Origin of the sequence: Rhodoferax sp., assembly GCF_030646845.1 — a bacterium.
Classification (GTDB): domain Bacteria; phylum Pseudomonadota; class Gammaproteobacteria; order Burkholderiales; family Burkholderiaceae_C; genus Rhodoferax.
Window position 1 is genome coordinate 1 of the sequence record NZ_JAUSLE010000070.1, and the last position, 20,504, is coordinate 20,504.

Genomic DNA, 20,504 nt, shown 5'->3' on the forward strand with positions numbered 1-20,504 from the left:
TGGCGATCGCCACCGAGGTCGCGACTTCTTCCATGGTCATGTTGAAGGCTTCGCCGGTCGGTGAAAAGCCAAACGGCGACAGCAGCACCATGGCGCCAAAGTCGAGCACGCGGCCGATGGCGCCGCTATCGACCTTGCGCACCATGCCGGAGTGTATGAAGTCCACGCCGTCGAGAATGCCGACCGGGCGCGCGGTGATGAAATTGCCGGAAATGACGCGCACGGTGGCTCCGGCCATGGGCGTGTTGGGCAGGCCCTGGCTGAAGGCTGCCTCGATTTCATAGCGCAACTGGCCGGCGGCTTCCTGTGCGCAATCGAGCGCCACTTCGTCGGTGATGCGCATGCCGTGCGTGTATCTGGCCGCATGGCCCGTGGCCTGGAGCTGCTCAGTGACCTGTGGCCGAAAGCCGTGCACCAGCACGATCTTTACGCCCATGCTCTGGATCAGCGCCAGGTCCTGCGCAATGTGCTGCAGCTTGCCCGCGGCAATGGCTTCACCACACACACCCACCACAAAAGTCTGGTTGCGGAACTTGTGAATGTAAGGTGCTACCGAGCGAAACCAGGGGACAAAGGTGAAATTGAAGACGGCAGACATGGGCGCGCTTTCGGGTTCAGGAGGGGTAAAGCAAACGCTGTCGGGCAAAGAGCCAGGACGGGCAATGGTTCAAGGCTGCGCCACAGCGAAACGCTGTGAGTGTAAGGGACGAATTCAATTGGCGCCGGGCGGCTCCGGCTTGCCGATAGCCCTGATTGCGTAATATCGGCGGTGCAGGTATTGTCCACGCCCATGGAGCAATTTGTCATCGGGTTTTGGGGCGGCTATTTTGGGGCGACCGGCTTGATGCTGGTCGGCTCGGTATTTGCCTATATTCGTTCGCTGCGCCGCGTGGCTTTCAATGCCGCCCTGACGTCTCTGGCGGCTGCCTTTTTTGTATTGGCTTTTCTGGGCGCGTTTCCGATTGAAAACGATGCCCTGCGGGACCGTTTTCTGGCCGCGGTCGCCAGTCTGGTTTCTGCACTGCTGGTCTATTATTTTTTCGCCACCCTCGGGCTGCTGCACCAGCCCAAAATCCGGCGCCGCACGGCTTTGGCCCTGTTTGCGATGGCTGTCGCAGCGATCGTGACGGGCTGGCCGATGGCCCCGGCGTCGGCATTGACCGCAGGCATCGCCATGGCGTGCCTGCTGGGGGTGCTGGCACTGGCGCTGAGCTTGCGCAGCGCCTGGCAGGGCGAAAGGCTGGGCTGGGTCATGGTGTCGGGTGTCTTTTCCATGCTGGTGGCGATTGCCGGGCTGGGATGGATTGCGCTGAACCGGTCCCATGCGCCCTGGCAAGTTCACGCGCTGAGCGCCCTTGCGGCGACGGCCTACCTGACCTCGATCAGTATTGTCCTGTGGACGCGCTATTCCCACGTCATCGAACTGCGCGAGGTGATGGCCCAGGGGCCAGACTATGACCCGGTCACACGCATGCGCTCGCACAGCGAGACCGCGCAGATGGTGGATGCGGCGTTTATGCAGCATCAGGAACAGCCCATGCCGCTGGGTGTTATTGCGGTATCCATCGGCAACCTGTACGCGCTCGAAAAGCTCCATGGCCGGGCAGCGGTGAACCACGCGCTGTTTGTGTGCGCCGGGCGCTTGCGGCGTGTGGTGCCAGCGCATGTCGAAATGGGGCGGCTCGGTGAAGACGGGTTTTTGCTGCTCAAGGGCAGCAGCAATGACAGCGGTCGGCTGATCCGGCTGGCGCGTTTGGTGCAATCCACCCTGTCCAAATCAGTGGTCCTCAATACCCGCCAGAACGCCAGCGCGCGGGGCTACCAGCAAACCCGGTGGGCGGCCGAGGTGGGAGTCGGGGTGCTGCGACTTTCGCAGGCCGACGAGCATGCCGCAGTGGCCGTGGCAATGGCGCAAGGCATGTCGCGCACGGCCTGGAGCTACCCCAGCCGGCTCGCCTGGTTCGACGAAAAAAGCCGGAAAATTGTCGAGTTGCCGGTTGTTGCGTCCTGACCGGATTTATTGGGGTCAGACACCAATTTTTCTGCGACGCCATGCGTCGCACCCGAAGGGTCAGCCTTTGGCTGAGAAAATTTGGGCTCTGACCCCAAAAAATCCTATCCACGCAGACACCGATGCGGGCAGGAACACCCGATAGATAATTGGCTGCTTTGACTGCCGATTCTTTCTTGCCCTCTTCCCGGCTTCCTCTGCCCATCAGCTTTCCCGAGTCGCTGCCGGTTTCCGGCAAACGCGATGAGATTTCCGCTGCGCTGGCAGCGCACCAGGTCATCATCGTTTGCGGCGAAACCGGCTCTGGCAAAACCACGCAACTGCCCAAGATTGCGCTGGCCATGGGGCGGGGCAAGCTCAATTACCCGCCCGGCCAACACGCCAAGCTGATCGGCCACACCCAACCGCGCCGCATTGCGGCCAGCAGCGTGGCCAAGCGCATTGCCGAAGAACTGAAGACCACGCTGGGCGACGTGGTCGGCTTCAAGGTGCGGTTTCAGGATCGGCTCAGCCGCGATTCATCGATCAAATTGATGACCGACGGTATTCTGCTGGCCGAGACCCAGACCGACCCGCTGCTCAAGGCCTACGACACCATCATCATCGATGAGGCGCACGAGCGCAGCCTGAACATCGATTTCTTGCTGGGCTACCTGCGCCAGATCCTGCCGCGCCGGCCAGACCTGAAAATCATCGTGACCTCGGCCACGATCGACGCCCAGCGCTTTGCCGACCACTTTGCTTCCCGCAATGGTCCCGCGCCGGTCATCATGGTGTCAGGTCGCATGTTCCCGGTGGAGCAGCGCTACCGGCCGTTTGAAGAATCACGCGATTACGACCTGAACTCGGCCATTGCCGACGGCGTGGACGAGTTGTGGCGCGATGTGCACAACAGCGGCGACATCCTGGTGTTCTTGCCTGGTGAGCGCGAAATCCGCGAGGCGGCTGACCATTTGCGCCGGCACCTGAGCCACCAGCCGCTGTTTCGCAACGCCGAAGTGCTGCCGCTGTTTGCGCGCCTGAGCCAGGCCGAGCAGGACCGGATTTTTGACGGCCACACCGGACGGCGCATCGTGCTGGCCACCAACGTGGCCGAGACCTCGCTCACCGTGCCGGGCATCCGCTTCGTGATTGACGCCGGCACGGCGCGCATGAAGCGCTATAGCTTCAGGAGCAAGGTCGAGCAGTTGCTGGTGGAGCCGATCAGCCAGAGTTCGGCCAACCAGCGCGCCGGGCGTTGCGGCCGCGTGGCCAACGGCATCTGCATCCGGCTCTATGACGAGAAAGACTTCAACGGGCGGCCGCGCTTTACCGACCCCGAGATTCTGCGTTCTTCCCTGGCCGGGGTGATTCTTCGAATGAAGTCGCTGCACATGGGACTGGTGGAGGAGTTTCCGTTCATCGAGCGTCCCTCCGGCCGCGCCATTGCGGACGGCTACCAGTTGCTCAACGAACTCGGCGCCGTGGACGACGCCAATGAACTGACGCCGATGGGCCAGGAACTGGCCAAACTGCCGCTCGACCCCCGCGTGGGCCGCATGATTCTGGAGGCCCGCAGCCGGGGCGCGCTGGACGAAGTGCTGGTCATCGCCTCGGCGCTCAGCGTGCAGGATGTGCGCGACCGTCCAATGGAAGCGCAGCAACAGGCGGACCAGGCGCACGTCAAGTTCGATGACGAGAAAAGCGAGTTCAGCGGCTACCTGAAGCTGTGGAAATGGCTGGACACGGCCCGTGGTGGCCATGGCGCCGAGCACAAGCTGTCCAATCGCCAGTACGAGCAGCTGCTGCGCCAGAACTTCGTCAACATCCGCCGCGTGCGCGAGTGGCGCGACATTCATTCGCAGTTGCACACCGTGGTGGCCGAGCACAAATGGCGGCTCAACACACTGCCCGCCAACTACGAGCAGCTGCACCTGTCCATGTTGTCCGGATTGCTGGGCAATATTGGCTGCAAGCTGGAGACGGAGGGCGCATCGGGTGAATACCTGGGGGCGCGGGGCATCAAGTTTTATCCGCATCCGGGCGCGCATCTGGTCAAGAAGCCGGGGCGCTGGATTGTGGCCGCCGAACTGGTGGAGACCACACGCCTTTTCGGCCGCGGCATTGCCGCCATCGAGCCGCAATGGCTGGAGCAGGTGGCCGGCCATTTGATCAAGAAGCAGCTGCTGGATCCGCACTGGGAGAAGAAGGTCGCCGAGGTCACCGCGCTGGAGCGCGCCACGCTGTACGGCATCGTCATCTACAGTGGCCGCAAAGTCAATTTTGGCCGGGTCGACATGGTGGCGGCGCGCGAGATTTTCATTCGGCAAGCCCTGGTGGACGAGCAGTGGGAGACCAAGCTACCGTTTCTCGAAGCCAACCAGAAGCTCATCAAGCAGGTGGAAGACCTGGAGCACAAGGCGCGCCGGCAGGACGTGCTGGTGGACGAAGAGCTGATTTTTGCCTTCTACGACCAGCAGCTGCCCGCAGACGTCTGCAGTGGTTACAGCTTTGAGAACTGGTACCGCGAGGAGATCAAGAAAAATCCGAAGCTGTTGCTGCTGACGCGCGAAGAACTGATGCGCCACGAGGCGGCCGGCATCACCACCCAATCGTTCCCGAAAACCATCCGCCTGGGCGGCGTGGACTGTGCGGCCACTTACCTGCACGAACCCGGCGACGCCAAAGACGGCCTGACCGTGACGGTGCCGCTGTTTGTGCTGAACCAGGTGAACGAGGAGCGCTGCGAGTGGCTGGTGCCCGGCATGCTGAAAGACAAAATTCAGGCACTGATCAAGACCCTGCACCAGCGCCCGCGCTCACGGCTGGTGCCGCTGCCGGATACCGCCGCCAAAATGGCCGAAACACTGAACGCACCAGAAACCTTCGGCCATGGCTCACTGCTAGATGCCTTGCTGAAACTGGTACGTGCGGCGACCTCGATCGACGTTGTCCGTGCCGACATCAAGGTGGACATGCTCAGCCCGCATTTCTTCATGAACTTCCGGGTGGTGGACGAACATGGCCGCCAGCTCGGCACCGGACGCAACCTGGGTGCGCTGAAAGCCGAACTGGGCGCCAAGGCGCGTGGTGCGTTTCAGGCGCTGGCGGGCCTGAAAATGGCCAGTGTTGCCGCGACCCAGCCGGCGTTTAAGGAAAACCAGCCTGTAGCCCGCGTCAATAGTAGCAAGAAAGCTATCAAAAACGTAGTGGCCCCAGCCGCGCCCGCTGGCCAGCGCCACGCCGCGTGGACCTTTGGCGAGCTGCCCGAACTGCTGGAAATCCTGAAGGGCGGCCAAACCCTGATTGGCTACCCCGGCCTGATCGATGCCGGTGACGCCGTCACGATCGAGGTGTTTGACGAGCCCGATGTGGCAGCGGCCAAACACCGCGCCGGCTTGCGCCGCCTGTTCTCACTGCAGATCAAGGACGCACTCAAGTACCTGGAAAAGAACATCCCCGATCTGCAGAAGATGGCCGTCACTTTCATGCAGGTGGGCAAGGCCGCCGATGGAACGGGCGGCGGCACCATCGAGGAACTGCGCGAGCAGATCATCGCGGTGGCGCTGGACCGGGCTTTTTTGCTGGACCCGCTGCCAACCAACGAATTCGACTTCAAGCGCCGGGTGGACGAGGGCCGCGGCCGCCTGACCCTGATTGCCAATGAAGTGGCACGTCTGGCCGCCACCATCCTGGCCGAGTATGCCGTGGCCGCCCGCAAGATCAAGGACACGAAGAATGCGCCCGAGGCCACGCTTGATGCTGCCCAGCAGCTGGCGCGCCTCATGCCGAAACGCTTCTTGGCCACCTCGCCATGGGGCCCGCTGCAGCACTTTGCCCGCTACCTCAAGGCGATCACTGCGCGGCTGGAGAAATACCGGGCCGACCCGGCCCGCGACGCCGCTCGCCTGGCCGAGCTGCGACCTCTGGAGCAGCGCTATTGGCGCCTGGTGGCCGAGCGCAAAGGTGTGAGCGATGAGCGCATGCAGGAATTCAGATGGCTGCTGGAAGAACTGCGCGTGAGCTTTTTCGCGCAAGAGCTGCGCACGCCGCAGCCGGTGAGTGTGAAGCGGCTGGAGAAGGCGTGGTCACAACTAAATGGCTGATTGAAACACGTCGGTCCTGAATTGAGTCGTTGTTGCCCTGAGTAGCGCCAGTGCTTCCCTCACTTAGGCAACAAGCGAATCAACTGCCCCCGCGTCTTGTCCGTCACCACGTACAGCAAGCCGTCCGGCCCCTGGCGGACGTCGCGGATGCGGTCCCCCAGATCGGCCAGCAGCTTGTGCTCTCGCACGACCTTGCCTTTGAAGGGCTCGGTCAACTCGATCCGATCCAGGTAGCCGAACTTCAATGAGCCAACAAACAGGTTGCCGACCCAGGCGCGGCCATAGCGCTCGCTGCTCAGGAATGCCATGCCCGAGGGGGCAATCGACGGCACCCAGTAGTGCAGCGGCTGCTCCATGCCTTCTTTGGCCGTGATGCCGTCGCCGATTTTGCCGCCACCGTAGTTCTCGCCATAGCTGATCACCGGCCAGCCGTAGTTGCGCCCGGGCTGGGGCAGGTTGATTTCGTCACCGCCTTGCGGACCGTGTTCATGGGTCCACAAGGTTGCGTCCGGCGAGAGGGTGGCACCTTGCACGTTGCGGTGGCCATAGCTCCAGATTTCCGGCAGGGCGCCAGCGCGACCCACAAAAGGGTTGTCGGCGGGCACGCGGCCGTCCTTGTGGATACGGATGATCTTGCCGTGGTGACTGTCCAGCTTTTGCGCATCGTCCTTGCGCACAAAACGTTCCCCCAGTGTCAGAAACAGCAGGCCGTCGGGCTTGCCCGCTTGCTGACTTTCCACGATGCGGCAGCCAAAGTGGGCGTTGCTCGCGACCTTGGGCTGCTGACTGAAGATGACCTTGACTTCCTCCAGCCGCGTGCGGTCTTCTGACAGGCGGGCGCGGGCGAGGGCGCTGCTGTTGCCGGCGGGGCCGGGCTCGGAGAAACAGAAAAACAGCGTGCGGTTGCGGGCAAATTCACCGTCCAGCACCAGGTCCAGCAAACCGCCTTGTCCCCCCGCGGCCATCCTGGGCAAGCCGTCCAGCGCAGCCCCGACTTTGCCGTTGGCCTCGATCACCCGCATGCGACCCGGGCGTTCGGTGACCAAAAACCTGCCCTCGGGCAAAAAGGCCACGGCCCACGGGTTTTGCAGGTCGGATGCCACCACCTCGGGACGCACCGTCTGCGCCTGGACAGCGGCCACGCTGGCCATGAGCAACAGCGAACAAAATGCAAGCGCTTTGATGACTTGTGACATGGTGGCCTCCTATTCAAGCAGACAGGAAAGCCATCGTACCTTTTGGCGAAGAACCTGTCTCTTGTGCCAATATTTATATAAAAACAGGCTGTAGCCCTTACGCTACCTGCTCAAGACGCTCTCATATTTATAGCGCCTGCAGGCGCTGCAGGGCGGCGTTCAGCGTTTCGTCTTTCTTGGCGAAGCAGAAGCGCACCACGCGTTGATCAAAGCCATTGCCGTAAAACGCCGACAGTGGAATGGCGGCGACGCCAATTTCAGTGGTGAGCCATTTGCAGAACTCGGTCTCACCCAGGTCACTCACTGCCGAGATGTCCACGCATTGAAAGTAGGTGCCCTCGCTGGGCAGCAGCTTGAATTTGGTGCGCTTGAGCCCTTCGCGAAACAGGTCGCGCTTGCGCTGATAAAACGCGGGCAATTCCAGATACGGCTTCGGGTCCGCCATGTACGACGCCAGCCCGTACTGCACGGGGGTGTTGACCGTGAAGACATTGAACTGGTGTACCTTGCGAAACTCGGTGGTGAAGGCCGCCGGGGCGGCCACGTAGCCCACTTTCCAGCCGGTCACGTGGTAGGTTTTGCCGAAGCTGGAGACGATGAAGGCACGCGCCGCCAGGCCGGGGAAGCGCGCGGCACTTTGATGTTGGTGACCGTCGAACACCATGTGCTCATAGACTTCGTCGCTGATCAACAGAACGTTGGTGGGCGCGAGAATCTCCTGCAGGCGCAGCATGTCAGCAGCCGTCCACACCGTGCCGCTCGGGTTGTGCGGTGAGTTGATGATGATGGCGCGGGTTTTGGGCGTGATGGCGGCGGCGATTTTGTCGAAATCGGGGCGGAAGGTGCCCGGCGTCAACGGCACGCGCACGGGCACGCCGCAAGCGAGTTCGATGTTGGGAACGTAGCTGTCGTAACAGGGTTCCAGCACGATGACCTCATCGCCCGCGTGCACCACGGCCAGGACAATGGTGATGATGGCCTGGGTGGCACCGGCCGTGATGGTGATCTCGTTCGCCGCACTGTAATCACGCCCATACAGGCTCTTGATTTTGGTGGCAACGGCTTCGCGCAAGACCGGCACGCCGGCCATGGGCGGGTACTGGTTCAGGCCCTGCTTCATGGCGTCAGTCACCGCGTCAATCAGCCTGGGGTCGCAATTGAAATCGGGAAAGCCTTGCCCCAGGTTGACGGCATTTTTCTCCGCCGCCAGTGTGGACATGACGGTGAAGATGGTGGTGCCGACGTTGGGCAGTCTGGTTTGCAGTGTCGGGGTTTTTTCGGTGCTCATGGCGAATATCAGTTCAGGATGGGATGATTTTTAGAGCTCGTAGTCGTCGACATGACCCTGCATGGCTCGAGCCACCAGATCACGGCTGAGCCGGTCACTTAACAATTCGGCAAACTTATAGACAAAATTGCGCAGGTAGGCGCCACGTTTGAACGCCACCCGGGTCACATTCTGGCCAAACAAAAGACCGGCCGGGCGCACGACCAGATCGCTTTTGGAGCCCTCGGCCACGACGTCGCGTACGGCCATTTCTGCCGCGATGCCAACGCCCAGACCGAGCCGGACGTAGGTCTTGATCACATCTGAATCGATCGCTTCCAGCGCAATGCGGGGCTCCAGCTTGCGGGTGGCGAAGGCATGGTCAATCTTGGTGCGGCCGGTATAAGACGGATGGTAGGTGATCAGGGGTTCCTGGGCGATGTCTTCCAGCGTCAGGTGTTCCTTCAGGCTCAAGGGGTGGCCCACAGGTAGCACCAGCACATGCTGCCACTCGTAGCAGGGCAGGGTCACCAGCTCCGAATAGCCGGCCAATGATTCAGTGGCGATGCCAATCTCGGCCACTTCGTCGATCAACATTCTGGCCACCTGCTCCGGCGAGCCCTGATGCAGGCTGACATTGACCTTCGGATAGGCCTGACGCAGCTTGGCCACGGGTTCCGGCAACACGTAGCGGGCCTGCGTGTGGGTGGTGGCGATCGACAGGGTGCCACTGTCCTCGGCACTGTATTGCTCACCGATGCGTTTGAGGTTGCCCAGCTCGCGCATGATGAGTTCGATGCTTTTGAGCACATGTTGACCCGGCTCGGTGATGCGTTTGAGGCGTTTGCCGTGGCGCGCAAAGATCTCGATGCCAAGCTCCTCTTCCAGCTCGATGATGGCTTTGGAGACTCCTGGTTGGGAGGTGTGCAGGGCTTTGGCAGCTTCAGTCAGGTTGAGATTGCGCCGGACGGCTTCCTGAACAAAGCGGAATTGGTGGAGGTTCATATCAAATTTCAGCTAACATTGAAATTCATTATGCCTCAGTCATATAAGCCTCCGTCCTTCCAATCGTCAGGAAAGGGCAATTCGAGCCATGAGTTCAATCATCAGGGTCTCTTCACCGATGGCGGGCCTCAAAGCGAACTCGATATGCGGATGACTGTGCTGCAATGCAGCCATCAGCAGCGGCAAGTCGTCCCGCGCATGCCTGCCCACACCCAGGAACATGGGGACAACCGTGATCGTCGTGACGCCCAGGGCGGACAATTCGGCTGCGGTGGTGGGCAGGTCCGGCACGGTGAGCTCCAGGTAGGCGCAGCGCACATGGATTTCGGGGGCAATGCCTTGAATATGGCTGGCCACCGCCTCAATCGGTTTTCGCCACAAAGGGTCGCGCGAGCCATGCCCAAACAGGATCGTGCCGCGTGCTGTATCTGATTGCATTGAAACCTCGCTATTTTTGCTACAACATCAACGTCATCGCCTCAGTACCAGCCATCCAAACGCCGTCAGGGAAAGCAGCGAATAAATTATGCCCGGCAATGCCGCCGTCAGCCAGGGTTGCCAATTCTGCAGATTGCCGATATAGCCAAAGACATTGTTCAACAGGAAAAAGCTGATGCCCGCCATCACCCCGCCAAATACGTAGGTCGCTATACCGCCAGAGCGGAAGTGCAGGTAAGCAAAGGGCAGGGCCAAGACCACCATCACCAGGCAACTTAGCGGGTAAAAGACCTTCTTCCAGAACTCGATCTCATAGCGCTGCGCCGTCTGCGCGTTGGCCTGCAGATGCTGGATGTACTGGAACAGGTCAATCGTGCTCATGCGCTCGGGTTTGAGCAGCGCGGCCGACACCATTTCCGAGCTGATCCGGTTGGGCCATCGATAGCGGTCCAAGGTAGCGCGATCTATTCGGGCCGAGTCTGTCTCGCGCGACGGAAACTCGGTCCTGCCCACGCGGGTCAGGGTCCAGGAGTCGTCATCCCCAAAGCTTGCCGTCTCTGCCTGCACCATGGACATCAGGAAGCCCTGGTTATCGAATTCGAAGATGCGCACATCCCGCATGCTGCCATCCGACTCCAGCGCGTTGACGTTGACCGCGTACTGCGCGTAACGCTGCTTTTCTTTGAGCCAGGCGCCGGTCTGACCCACCGTGATGCGCCCCTGGTAACGCGCCTTGAGGAGTTGACCAGTGCGGTCCGCTATCGGCGAGATGTAGTCGCCAACCGCAAACGTCAGCAGGACAAAGCCCGCACCCAACAACAGGAGGGTTTTCAGGGCGCGCCAGGGACCCAGCCCGCTGGTGCGCAAAATGGTGAATTCCGAACTCTGGGCGAAACGGGCCATGACAAAGATGGTGCCAATCAGAACGGCGATAGGCAGGAGTTCATAGAGGTGACTCGGAATCATCAGGCCCACAAAAGTCAGCGCATGGACCAGGCGATACCCGGTCGCCGCATGGCGTCCAAGGGACTGGACCTCTTCCACAAAATCAAAGAAGAAGAACAGGGCGAGAAACCCAAGGGTGACGAACATCACCGCATACAGCACCTCGCCATAGATCAGCCGTCGGATCGTTTTCAAGTCGGTGACTTCCGCAAAAGTGAGGACCGTGAACGCAATAATGTGCCCCAGTGCCAGTTGTTATGTCCCTTGGCAAGCCAGAGGGCGCCAAGCACCAGAACGCTGCCATGCAAGGCCAGCAAAAATCCGCCGAATGTGACCTTGCCAGAGGAAATCCAGCTCTGGCCAAGGTTTAACAAGTTGTAATACATCACGAAGGCAAACAGTGCAAAAACCATATTGGCGCTGCGCCCAACGCGCGGGTTGACGCTGGAGACGGCAAGGCCGATGATCACAAAATTCACGGCAGCCAGAATCAACCCGAAGCGCCATGACAGCTCTGCCAGGTTTGGCAGTGTCGGGCTCTTCAACAATTCCACCGTCGGGCGGGTGTTGACCGGAACGTATTCATTCCCGCTCATAACATCCACGCCTACTTTGGTGCCGTATTCCTCAAACTCGCTGATTTTCAGGTCCGACTTGCCAATCACACTCTCAAGTCGCTGCCCGTTGCTCAGCATCAGAAACCGGTCTTGCCCCACACTCTGGATGCGCCCGCTGCGTGCGGAGGTGATGGTCTCCTTGCCGTACTCGGTCGTGGCAATGAAGACGTTCGAGCCGGACTGCTTGCTGCCGGCGTTTTTTTCCACAAAAAACACCCGTTTGCCCCCGGCCGATTCCTGAAACTGACCGGGTTCGATGCGCTCAATGTCACCCCGCTTTTCGTATTGATCCTTCATGTTTTCAATTCTTTGATTGGACCAGGGCAGGACGAGCAATGCGAGCGCCATCACCACAAAGAGCACGGGCCAGGAAAACCGCAACAGGGGACGCAGCACAGCGGCCAAGCCCCGTCCGCTAGCGAACCAGATCACCATCTCGCTGTCGCGGTACATGCGTGACAATGTTCCGATGATGGAGATGAACAGACTCATGGTCAGAATGGTCGGCATGTAGGCGAGCACGGTGTAGCCCATGATCAGCATGACGTCAGACGGGTTGAAGCTGCCGCGCGAGGCCTGGCCGAGGGTACGGATCAGCGTCATGGTCATGACAACCGTCGCCAGCACGATCAGCGTGGCGCCAAAACTGCGCGCCAGCTCCTTGCGAATGGAGGAATGGAATAACATCAGAAGGAAGGGAAACCCGAATTATGAACTTTGAACTCAAGACATTTGACATCAGCGGTGCGGCCAATGAGAAATGCGACGCCCTGATTGTCCTGCTAAGCCAGTCCTTCAAACCAGGGAAAGACGTTTTGTCCATCCTGGCTGCTCATGCATTAAAGGCGGGGGATCTGGAGACCAAACCGGGCAAACCCGGCAGACCACTGGTTCTATACCGTTCTGAGGGGGTGGCATGTTCACGTGTTGTCCTGGCGGGGGTCGGAGATGGATCGGCCAAAGAAGTGCGCCAGGCCGTTGCCGCTGCCGTGGCCGCGGTCAAGGGCTCGAGTGTCAAGAAGTTGACGGTCTGTTTTGCTGACCTGCCTCGCGAAGACGCAGTCCGGGCCGCCGTGATGGCGGTCGCCGAGGCCAGCTATGTATTTACGACCACCAAATCAAAGCCCGAGGGCAGGGCGATCCAGCGCGTTGTCGTGGGTTTGCCGAATTCCCCGAAGGTCAAGCCCGCTTTCGACCGGGCCGTTGCCGCGGTGACCGGCATCGAGTACGCCAAGGAATGGGCCAACCGACCCGCCAACCATGCGACGCCCACGCTGCTTGCAGGGGCAGCGCGTTCGTTGGCCAAGCTCCCGAATATCAAGTGCCAGGTGCTTGGCCCCAAAGAAGTGGCCAAACTGGCAATGGGCTCGTTCCTGGCAGTGGCCCAGGGCTCGGACGAACCCTTGCGTTTCATTGTGTTGCGTTACGACGGTGCGGCGAAGTCTGAGGCGCCGACCGTCCTGGTGGGCAAGGGCATCACCTTTGACAGCGGCGGCATTTCGATCAAACCCGCCCCCGAAATGGACGAGATGAAGTTCGACATGTCCGGCGCGGCCAGCGTGCTGGGCGTTTTTCGGGCATTGGCGGAGTTAAAACCTGCGATCAACGTGGTCGGCTTGATTCCGTCCTGTGAGAACCTTTTGAGTGGCCGGGCGGTCAAGCCGGGCGACGTCGTCACCAGTATGAGTGGCCAGACCATTGAAATCCTCAACACGGATGCCGAAGGGCGTCTGGTGCTGTGCGACGCTTTGACCTATGCGGAGCGTTTCAAGCCACGCGCCGTGGTCGACATCGCCACACTCACCGGCGCTTGCATGATTGCCTTGGGGGGTGTGCGAAGCGGCCTGTTCTGCGCCAATGATGAATTGGCCAGGGATCTGCTGGCTGCGGGTGAGTCTTCTTCTGACCTGGGCTGGCGCATGCCGCTGGATGACGACTACGCGGAAGGCCTTAAAACCAATTTCGCAGATGTTGCCAACGTGGCCGGACGTGCGGGTGGCGCCATCACAGCCGCCAAATTTTTGCAGCGTTTCACCGACAAATTCCCTTGGGCCCATCTGGACATCGCTGGCACGGCCTGGAAGAGCGGGACGGCAAAAGGGGCTACCGGTCGTCCGGTGGCGCTTTTGCTGGAATACCTGTTGACTTCGGCCAACCCGTACAAGTGACTTTACAGTGACTGAGGTGGCTTTTCATTTCAATGCACCTGACCGCGTGGCGTATGCCTGCCGTTTGCTGCGCAAGGCAGCAGGCAGCGGTGCGAAGGTCGTGGTGACGGGGTTGCCAGACACGCTGCAGCAACTGGATAACGCTCTGTGGACTTTTTCACCCACAGATTTTGTGCCGCACTGTCATCTGGAGAGCGATGCGCGGGTCGTCGCGGCTTCTCCCGTGATCCTGGCAGCTTCAATCCAGGCAGTACCTCATCAACAGGTCTTACTGAATCTCGGTGCCGCCATACCCGATGGTTTTGAACGCTTCGAGCGAGTGATTGAGGTCGTTGGCCTGGACGACGAAGATCGCCAGCGCGCACGCGGCCGCTGGAAGCAATACACCGATCAGGGTTACACCATCTCGCGTCATGATCTGGTTTTGAAGACTTCCCATTGATGAGCACGACACCCCGAAATCTGCCCCGTTTCTTGCCAACCCTGACCGAGGTTGTGCATCCATCTGGCGTGGTCAAGAAGGCAATTCCGGCAACGCCAGACCTTGAAGAAACCGTCTGGTTCGTCATGCAGCGGGTGGACATGATGATCGAACGCCGCGTGGCAGAAGAAGTCGATGCCATGCTTCGCACCGTGGTGAGCGAGCAGACGCAGACCTTGCGTTTACGACTTCGTGAGGAATTGGAGGGCGTGGTACGGCAAGCTGTCTCTGAAGCCATCGCGTCGCGAGCCGATCTGCATAAGTCGAAATAATGGGGCATTAACCGACAGGCTTGGTGTCTACCCTATATGGGTGGCTCGAAAATTGCGTTATCGTGCCGGATGTGGAGCAATTAAATTCACATTTTTCTCAATCAAGGAGTTTTCTATGCAAATGAAATTGAAGATTACCGTCGCCGCAGCGATCGCAGCGGCAGCTGGCGTGGCCATGGCGCAGGACATGGTCGTCAAGATCGGTCACGTCGCCCCAATGTCCGGCGGACAAGCCCACTACGGTAAAGACAATGAGAACGGTGTCCGCATGGCCATCGAGGATCTGAATGCCCAGGGTATCACCATCGGTGGCAAGAAAATCAAGTTCGAGATTGCAGCAGAAGACGATGCGGCTGACCCGAAACAGGGCACGGCGGTTGCACAGAAACTGTGCGACTTGAAAGTCGCCGGTGTGGTGGGTCACCTGAACTCCGGCACCACCATTCCTGCTTCCAAAATCTACAACGACTGCGGTATCCCCCACGTGACGGGCGCCGCTACCAACCCCAACCTGACCAAGCCGGGCTACAAGACAACCTACCGCATCATTGCGAACGACAACTCGTTGGGCGCCGGCTTGGCTTTCTACGCGGCTGATGCGCTCAAGCTGAAGAAGTTTGCCGTAATTGACGACCGCACGGCCTATGGTCAGGGCGTTGCCGAAGTGTTCAAAAAGACGGCCGCCGCCAAGGGTATCCAGATTGTTGACGAACAGTTCACGACCGACAAGGCTACCGACTTCATGGCCATCCTGACCGCCATCAAGGCCAAGAAGCCCGATGGCGTCTTCTACGGCGGCATGGACGCACAAGCCGGCGCCATGCTGCGCCAGATGGACCAGTTGGGCCTGTCCAACGTCAAATTCTTCGGCGGTGATGGCATCTGCACGGCTGAGATCATCAAAATCGCTGCGGGCGCCACGAGCCTGAACGGCGTGGTGTGTGCCGAGGGCGGTGCGTCGATCGCCAAGATGCCCGGTGGCAACGCGTGGAAGGCCAAGTACGACGCCAAGTACCCCGGCCAGTTCCAGATCTACAGCCCCTACACCTACGATGCCACGTTCGTGCTGGTTGACGCGATGAAGCGCGCCAATTCGACCGACCCGAAGGTCTATACGCCAAAGCTGATCGAAACCAGCTACAAGGGTGTGACGGCCAACATCGCATTCGAGCCGAACGGCGAACTGAAGAACCCAGCGATGACCTTGTCTGTGTACAAAGACGGCAAGAAAGTTGCCCTGAACTGATCCAGTTCTGTGCAGGATCGAAAAAGCCACCCTCGGGTGGCTTTTTTCTTGGCGCTTTGGCCCGGGTGACGGAAATCGGCTCTTGGCTCAGCTAAAATACCAGATGCTGGAGCGGTGGATGAGCGGTTTAAGTCACACGCCTGGAAAGCGTGCGAGGGGTAAAACCCTCCGCGGGTTCGAATCCCGCCTGCTCCGCCAGTTATAGGTTCTCAACGGTCTCCAACCGTGTAAGTAGACCCCCTAAAAGCCCTTGTTCCCTAGCGGAGCCGGGGCTTTTTTGTTTTCTTGCGTCTTTTCTGGTAGTCTTGAAGCCACGGATTTTTGTGGGTAACCAAGCGGGTAACGGAGGCATTACCCACACCAGCCCCAGCCGTTACCCACAGAACCGGGGAACCTCATGCTGACTGTCACTGCAATTCAAAAGGCCAAGCCAACGGACAAACAATACCGCATGGCGGACGAACGGGGGCTGGTGCTGCTGGTGCGCCCAAATGGGGCGAAGCTGTGGCAACTCCGATTCAGGCATGAGGGAAAAGAGAAAACCGCATCTCTTGGGCAATATCCTGATGTGAGTCTGAGCGATGCCCGGGCCAAACGTGACGCGGCACGGGAACATGTCGCAGCGGGAAACGATCCAGTTGCCGTCAAACATGCAGAACGCAAAGCCAAGACAGCGGCAAGCGAAAACACATTCGAGTCTGTGGCCCGTGAGTGGTGGGCAGTCTGGAGCCCGTTAAGAACTGAGCGTCATGCCGCATATGTGATCCGCAGGCTTGAGGCGGACGTTTTCCCTGCAATTGGTGCACGGCCCATCACTGAGATTGAAGCCCCCGAACTGGTGAGCATGGTCAAGACCATCGAGAAGCGCGGCGCGCTCGACATCGCCAAACGCTCATTACAGACCACGGCATATGTGTTCCGGTACGCCATTGCCCACGGCAAAGCAAAGAGAAACCCAGCGACTGACATCAAGCCCGGCGACGTGATCAAGCCCCGGCGCAAAACCAACTATGCCCGGGTTGATGCAATCGAACTGCCTCTGTTGCTGCGCAAGATAGATGCCTATCAGGGCACGCCCACGACCCGGTTGGCCGTAAAGCTCATCGCGCTGACGTTTGTCAGAACCGGGGAACTGATTGGCGCTCGCTGGTCAGAATTCGACCTGGAGGCCGCACGCTGGGACATCCCCGCCGAGCGCATGAAGATGCGGACACCCCATATCGTGCCGCTGTCACCGCAGGCAATCGACGTGCTGCGCACATTGCAAACCGTCACTGGTGGGCGTGAACTGCTGTTCCCGGGTGAGCGTGATCACGACAAGCCAATGAGCAACAACACCATTCTTGGGGCACTGGCCCGCATGGGATACAAGCACCGGATGACGGGGCACGGATTCAGGGGAGTGGCATCAACGGTCCTGCATGAGCATGAATTCGACCATGCCCACATTGAATTGCAGTTGGCCCATATCGAGCGCAATGAGGTGAGTGCTGCTTATAACCATGCTCTGTATCTGCCCCAACGGGCCAAGATGATGGCGTGGTGGGGTGCCTACCTCGAAGGGTTGACGCGGGGCAACGTGTTGCCGCTACGTAAGCTAGTGGCTTGAGGGGCTGACTGTGGAGTCCAAGCCGAAAGCAAATGCCAGGGGGCGGCCCCCAAAACAAAAAATAGATGCAGCGGGCGAAGCCGCTTTTGTCATCGAAGTCGCGCTGGCAATTCGATTGGGGCGCATACAGCGTTTGAGGCTGCTGGGCTTCACCGAAGCAACTGCTCTGCGCTTTGTCATGAAGCGCCGACGGGGACTGACTGGGGAATATATCGGCACAACAGTGAGCGAATTGCTGGGCACTGCCGAAAACAAAACGCAAGCGGCTTTGAGGCTTGTCACCGAGCACGGCGCGCCTGTTGCATTGGCTGCGCGATCCACAGGTGTTGATAGGCGAAACCTTCAAAAGGTTTTGCCGGAAGCCCGTCAATTGGCCCAAGCGGACGCAGATCGAAAAGCAGACTTCAAAGCCAGAACTGTCGTAACCGACTTCAACTTCAGCTTCAGTCAGGTTGCTGCTGCCGTAAGTGCGATGTATTTTCTGCCAAGAAACACCACTCCCTAAATACCGCACCACTTGGAAAAATAGGACTACCGAAACCGAAGGAGTCCGAAGTGGTCTTACCGATAGAAACCCCCACCGTACTGGCGCAAGACCTGTACACACAGAACGACATCACGACACGGTGCCGAATCTCAAAATCTCACCTGTTTAATTTGATCAAAAGGGGGCATTTTCCAGCCGCTGCCCTGCGTTGCGGTCCCCGCTTTACCCGCTGGAAAGCCAGCGATGTGCAGGAATGGCTAGCGGACCCCCAAGGCTGGATCGAAGCCCACACGGGGGTGACAGCATGAGCCCCGAAATGTTGCGCACCGAACTGGATCGCGCCGAGGAAGCCGAGCTGCAAAGCGACGAACAGCTACGCCAATTGACAGGGTTGATCGACAAGGCTTGCGCCCCGAGTTCCACGGTTAACGCCAGTGACTGCGCAAAGATCGTCACTGCTGCGCTGGCCCTGAATGAACGCTTGCGTGATCGCACGGGCAAGCTGAAATCCGCCGTGAAATTGGCAACCGTTGAAGCCAACCGCAAGCCCTGATCCATAAAAAAATGCCCCGCCACATAGAGGGCAGGGCAAACACGTTAACAGCGATGAATATACCGATTGAATCTGACGGGGGCAACCCCCAAGGCACAGAGCCGCCGAACGTTGCCACGACCCCCACAGTGAAAGCCAAAGGGCCGCAAGACAATGCCGCCGCTGAGTTTTTCCAAGGCGTAGCGGTAAACCACCCGGACGGCGTGCAGGCAGTGGTCACTACAGGGTTGAACAGCACCCCCAACGACCACAATTGGAACAAGCCGGGGGCGCACTTTGGCCCGTGGGCCGCAGAGAAAGCGAAGGGGCGCAAGCCCGCCTATGTCACGATGGCCGCGTTCAACCACGATGCCGTCGCACGCTTCAAAGGCCGGACCAAAGAAAACGCCATCGCTATGCGCGGGTTCTGGATTGACATTGAAGGCGGTGCCGACAAATACGCCAAGCCCAACGGCCCCACAGAAGGTTATCCGGATGGGCCGACCGCATTAAAGGCCGTAGGGGCTTTTGTCCGCGCGGCTTCCTCGATACCCAATTTTCTGGTGCTGACCGGCAGCGGTGGCGTGCACCTGCACTACGTGCTGAGTGAGCCGATAACCCCCGCTGAGTGGCTGGGACGTGCCAAGGCGCTGGTGACGCTGGCAAAGCTGCACGGACTCAAGATTGACGCCCAATGCACCACGGACGCGGCGCGGATCATGCGCGCGCCGGGATCGCTCCACCAGAAAACGGGCAAAGAAGTCAAGGCACACCGTTGGAAGGTTCAGCCCTACACGTTGGAGGAATGGGACCGTATGACGAGCTACGAGCCGGGCGCTGATGTAGGTCCGGGCATTGGGGGGCCATGGGCCGGCAGCGCTTTTGACCCAGCACTCAATGGCGACATATTGGGGGCTTTCCCGGAGTTCAGCTACATGCAAGCCGCCAGGAAGTGCGGCGCGATGCTCCAAGCGGCACAGCGCGAAGGACGCGATACACCCTATCCGGTGTGGCTGCTGGCAGTGAAAGCGGCGGAGCTTTCTATCGAGGGGCGCGAACTCGCACACTCAGTCAGTCGCGGGCATCCTGACTATGAGGAGGCAGCTACCGACAGAAAAATAGACAGCCTGACGGGGGGCCCTGCGGGTTGCGAGGCATGGGGTGTGGCACATGAAGCGGCTGGACCCTGCGATACCTGCGAATTCCGGGGCAAGATCAAAAACCCCGCCATTCAATTGGGCGCACTGGTGGATACGACCCCACCCGGCAGTGTGGAGGTGACAGAGCCGGAAAGCGTAGTCGAATGGGTGGGCGAACTGAATCAACGCTTTGCCCTGGTGCGGGTGGGTTCAAAAATGCTTGTGGTCGATTTCCAGACCCCGAGCATGACTGGGCGCGGGGTAGTGCGGTGCTTCGGCTACTTAGACGTGGCTGCGTTTCGTTCCATGTTGAACGGACGGTTTGCCCCTATCCAGAAAGCCGGGGATAAACAGCGCGCCCTGTCTGATGCGTGGCTGGCGCATCCAGCGCGGCGGCAATACGAGGGGCTGGTGTACGCGCCGGGTGAGGCACTGCCCGGCAACATGCAGAACCTATGGCAAGGGTTCGCCGTGGACCCTGTTGCTGGCGATGTGTCGCTGTGGCTTGACGTGCTGGCGGCACTTGTTCCCAACGAGTTCGAGCGGCGCTATGTGCTGCACTGGATCGCGTGGAAGATTCAAAATCCTGGCGGCGTGCCTGACACCATCCTGATATTCAAAGGTGCCAAGGGCACGGGCAAGAACTCTCTATTCGATCCCTTAATCCTTCTGTTTGGGCGTCACGCCATGTTGGCAGACGACCCCGAACTGATCGCCGGGCGCTTCACTTGGCACTTGATGTCGTTGTCCTTCGCCGTGCTGGATGAAGCGGTGTTTATTGGTGACCCGAAACAGGCAGACCGGATCAAGTCGCGCGTGACTGCCAAGACCATGCACTATGAGCAAAAAGGCATGGACCCCGTGCAAGTGGTTGACGACAATTACCTTGGCCGGTTGACGACAACTATGTTGGCCGGTTAGAGGCCTACACCGGGCGGGTCCGGGAGGCGGGGCTACCGTTGGACCTTCGAACAGATATCGAAGGTAAACGGCATGCCCGGCAAGA

18 protein-coding genes and 1 tRNA gene are annotated in these 20,504 nt (G+C 59.8%); 12 read left to right on the forward strand and 7 right to left on the reverse strand.

What is annotated here, in order from left to right:
* The coding region (argA, locus tag Q7T10_RS17860; RefSeq protein WP_304750836.1) for an amino-acid N-acetyltransferase at positions 1–598 on the reverse strand (598 nt) is incomplete at its 3' end.
* 192 nt (positions 599–790) lie between these two features.
* Here argA and Q7T10_RS17865 point away from each other — a divergent pair.
* A complete protein-coding gene (locus Q7T10_RS17865; protein WP_304750838.1) occupies positions 791–2,011 on the forward strand; it encodes a diguanylate cyclase domain-containing protein in 1,221 nt (406 codons plus the stop codon).
* Positions 2,012–2,208: 197 nt separating this feature from the next.
* The gene (hrpA, locus tag Q7T10_RS17870; RefSeq protein WP_370653792.1) at positions 2,209–6,096 is read left to right on the forward strand and encodes an ATP-dependent RNA helicase HrpA; all 3,888 of its coding nucleotides are present in this window, start codon (positions 2,209–2,211) and stop codon (positions 6,094–6,096) included.
* Positions 6,097–6,155: 59 nt separating this feature from the next.
* Here the strand turns inward: hrpA and Q7T10_RS17875 are convergent, their stop codons facing one another.
* From Q7T10_RS17875 to lptF, 6 genes are all read right to left on the reverse strand, one after another.
* Positions 6,156–7,247: a PQQ-dependent sugar dehydrogenase gene (locus tag Q7T10_RS17875; RefSeq protein WP_304750868.1), complete on the reverse strand. Its 1,092-nt coding sequence runs from the start codon at positions 7,245–7,247 to the stop codon at positions 6,156–6,158.
* A gap of 172 nt (positions 7,248–7,419) precedes the next feature.
* On the reverse strand, positions 7,420–8,580 hold the full coding sequence (locus Q7T10_RS17880; protein WP_304750842.1) for a pyridoxal phosphate-dependent aminotransferase: 1,161 nt from the start codon (positions 8,578–8,580) through the stop codon (positions 7,420–7,422).
* A gap of 30 nt (positions 8,581–8,610) precedes the next feature.
* Positions 8,611–9,564 (reverse strand): CysB family HTH-type transcriptional regulator, encoded by a 954-nt coding sequence (locus tag Q7T10_RS17885; protein WP_304750845.1) that lies wholly within the window; start codon positions 9,562–9,564, stop codon positions 8,611–8,613.
* 66 nt (positions 9,565–9,630) lie between these two features.
* Entirely contained in the window at positions 9,631–10,002 is a 372-nt protein-coding gene (locus Q7T10_RS17890) for a sirohydrochlorin chelatase (protein ID WP_304750847.1), read from the reverse strand.
* A 33-nt stretch (positions 10,003–10,035) separates the two neighbouring features.
* Complete coding sequence (gene lptG, locus Q7T10_RS17895) at positions 10,036–11,142, reverse strand: LPS export ABC transporter permease LptG (RefSeq protein ID WP_304750849.1); 1,107 nt, start codon at positions 11,140–11,142, stop codon at positions 10,036–10,038.
* Entirely contained in the window at positions 11,139–12,251 is a 1,113-nt protein-coding gene (lptF, locus tag Q7T10_RS17900) for an LPS export ABC transporter permease LptF (protein ID WP_304750851.1), read from the reverse strand. The genes lptG and lptF overlap by 4 nt, the downstream gene beginning before the upstream one ends.
* A gap of 23 nt (positions 12,252–12,274) precedes the next feature.
* Between lptF and Q7T10_RS17905 the strand changes: the two genes are divergently transcribed.
* The 10 genes from Q7T10_RS17905 to Q7T10_RS17945 all read left to right on the forward strand — a co-directional run bounded on the left by Q7T10_RS17905 (position 12,275) and on the right by Q7T10_RS17945 (position 20,419).
* The gene (locus Q7T10_RS17905; RefSeq protein ID WP_304750853.1) at positions 12,275–13,732 is read left to right on the forward strand and encodes a leucyl aminopeptidase; all 1,458 of its coding nucleotides are present in this window, start codon (positions 12,275–12,277) and stop codon (positions 13,730–13,732) included.
* Between the two features lie 7 nt (positions 13,733–13,739).
* Positions 13,740–14,174 carry a DNA polymerase III subunit chi gene (locus Q7T10_RS17910; protein ID WP_304750855.1) on the forward strand — a complete coding sequence of 145 codons (435 nt, stop codon included), beginning with the start codon at positions 13,740–13,742 and terminating at the stop codon, positions 14,172–14,174.
* Positions 14,174–14,485: a hypothetical protein gene (locus tag Q7T10_RS17915; RefSeq protein WP_304750857.1), complete on the forward strand. Its 312-nt coding sequence runs from the start codon at positions 14,174–14,176 to the stop codon at positions 14,483–14,485. Before Q7T10_RS17910 ends, Q7T10_RS17915 begins: the two co-directional genes overlap by 1 nt.
* 115 nt (positions 14,486–14,600) lie before the next feature.
* The gene (locus Q7T10_RS17920) at positions 14,601–15,731 is read left to right on the forward strand and encodes a branched-chain amino acid ABC transporter substrate-binding protein (RefSeq protein WP_304750859.1); all 1,131 of its coding nucleotides are present in this window, start codon (positions 14,601–14,603) and stop codon (positions 15,729–15,731) included.
* 108 nt (positions 15,732–15,839) lie between these two features.
* Positions 15,840–15,929: transfer RNA gene (locus Q7T10_RS17925), tRNA-Ser, on the forward strand.
* A gap of 199 nt (positions 15,930–16,128) precedes the next feature.
* Positions 16,129–17,340 carry an integrase arm-type DNA-binding domain-containing protein gene (locus tag Q7T10_RS17930; RefSeq protein WP_304750860.1) on the forward strand — a complete coding sequence of 404 codons (1,212 nt, stop codon included), beginning with the start codon at positions 16,129–16,131 and terminating at the stop codon, positions 17,338–17,340.
* Positions 17,341–17,350: 10 nt separating this feature from the next.
* Complete coding sequence (locus tag Q7T10_RS17935; RefSeq protein ID WP_304750862.1) at positions 17,351–17,845, forward strand: hypothetical protein; 495 nt, start codon at positions 17,351–17,353, stop codon at positions 17,843–17,845.
* A gap of 50 nt (positions 17,846–17,895) precedes the next feature.
* Complete coding sequence (locus tag Q7T10_RS20840) at positions 17,896–18,135, forward strand: helix-turn-helix transcriptional regulator (protein ID WP_370653791.1); 240 nt, start codon at positions 17,896–17,898, stop codon at positions 18,133–18,135.
* Positions 18,132–18,380, forward strand: coding sequence for a hypothetical protein (locus tag Q7T10_RS17940; protein WP_304750864.1), 249 nt, complete (start codon positions 18,132–18,134; stop codon positions 18,378–18,380). Before Q7T10_RS20840 ends, Q7T10_RS17940 begins: the two co-directional genes overlap by 4 nt.
* Positions 18,381–18,508: 128 nt before the next feature.
* Entirely contained in the window at positions 18,509–20,419 is a 1,911-nt protein-coding gene (locus tag Q7T10_RS17945; RefSeq protein ID WP_304750866.1) for a primase-helicase family protein, read from the forward strand.
* The last annotated feature ends 85 nt before the right edge of the window (positions 20,420–20,504 follow it).

Coding starts and splice junctions, on each gene's coding strand:
- Q7T10_RS17865 (WP_304750838.1), top strand. CDS start 791: ATGGAGCAATTTGTCATCGGGTTTTGGGGCGGCTATTTTGGGGCGACC.
- Q7T10_RS17875 (WP_304750868.1), bottom strand. CDS start 7,247: ATGGCCAGCGTGGCCGCTGTCCAGGCGCAGACGGTGCGTCCCGAGGTG.
- Q7T10_RS17880 (WP_304750842.1), bottom strand. CDS start 8,580: ATGAGCACCGAAAAAACCCCGACACTGCAAACCAGACTGCCCAACGTC.
- Q7T10_RS17885 (WP_304750845.1), bottom strand. CDS start 9,564: ATGAACCTCCACCAATTCCGCTTTGTTCAGGAAGCCGTCCGGCGCAAT.
- Q7T10_RS17890 (WP_304750847.1), bottom strand. CDS start 10,002: ATGCAATCAGATACAGCACGCGGCACGATCCTGTTTGGGCATGGCTCG.
- lptF (WP_304750851.1), bottom strand. CDS start 12,251: ATGTTATTCCATTCCTCCATTCGCAAGGAGCTGGCGCGCAGTTTTGGC.
- Q7T10_RS17905 (WP_304750853.1), top strand. CDS start 12,275: ATGAACTTTGAACTCAAGACATTTGACATCAGCGGTGCGGCCAATGAG.
- Q7T10_RS17915 (WP_304750857.1), top strand. CDS start 14,174: ATGAGCACGACACCCCGAAATCTGCCCCGTTTCTTGCCAACCCTGACC.
- Q7T10_RS17920 (WP_304750859.1), top strand. CDS start 14,601: ATGCAAATGAAATTGAAGATTACCGTCGCCGCAGCGATCGCAGCGGCA.
- Q7T10_RS17930 (WP_304750860.1), top strand. CDS start 16,129: ATGCTGACTGTCACTGCAATTCAAAAGGCCAAGCCAACGGACAAACAA.
- Q7T10_RS17940 (WP_304750864.1), top strand. CDS start 18,132: ATGAGCCCCGAAATGTTGCGCACCGAACTGGATCGCGCCGAGGAAGCC.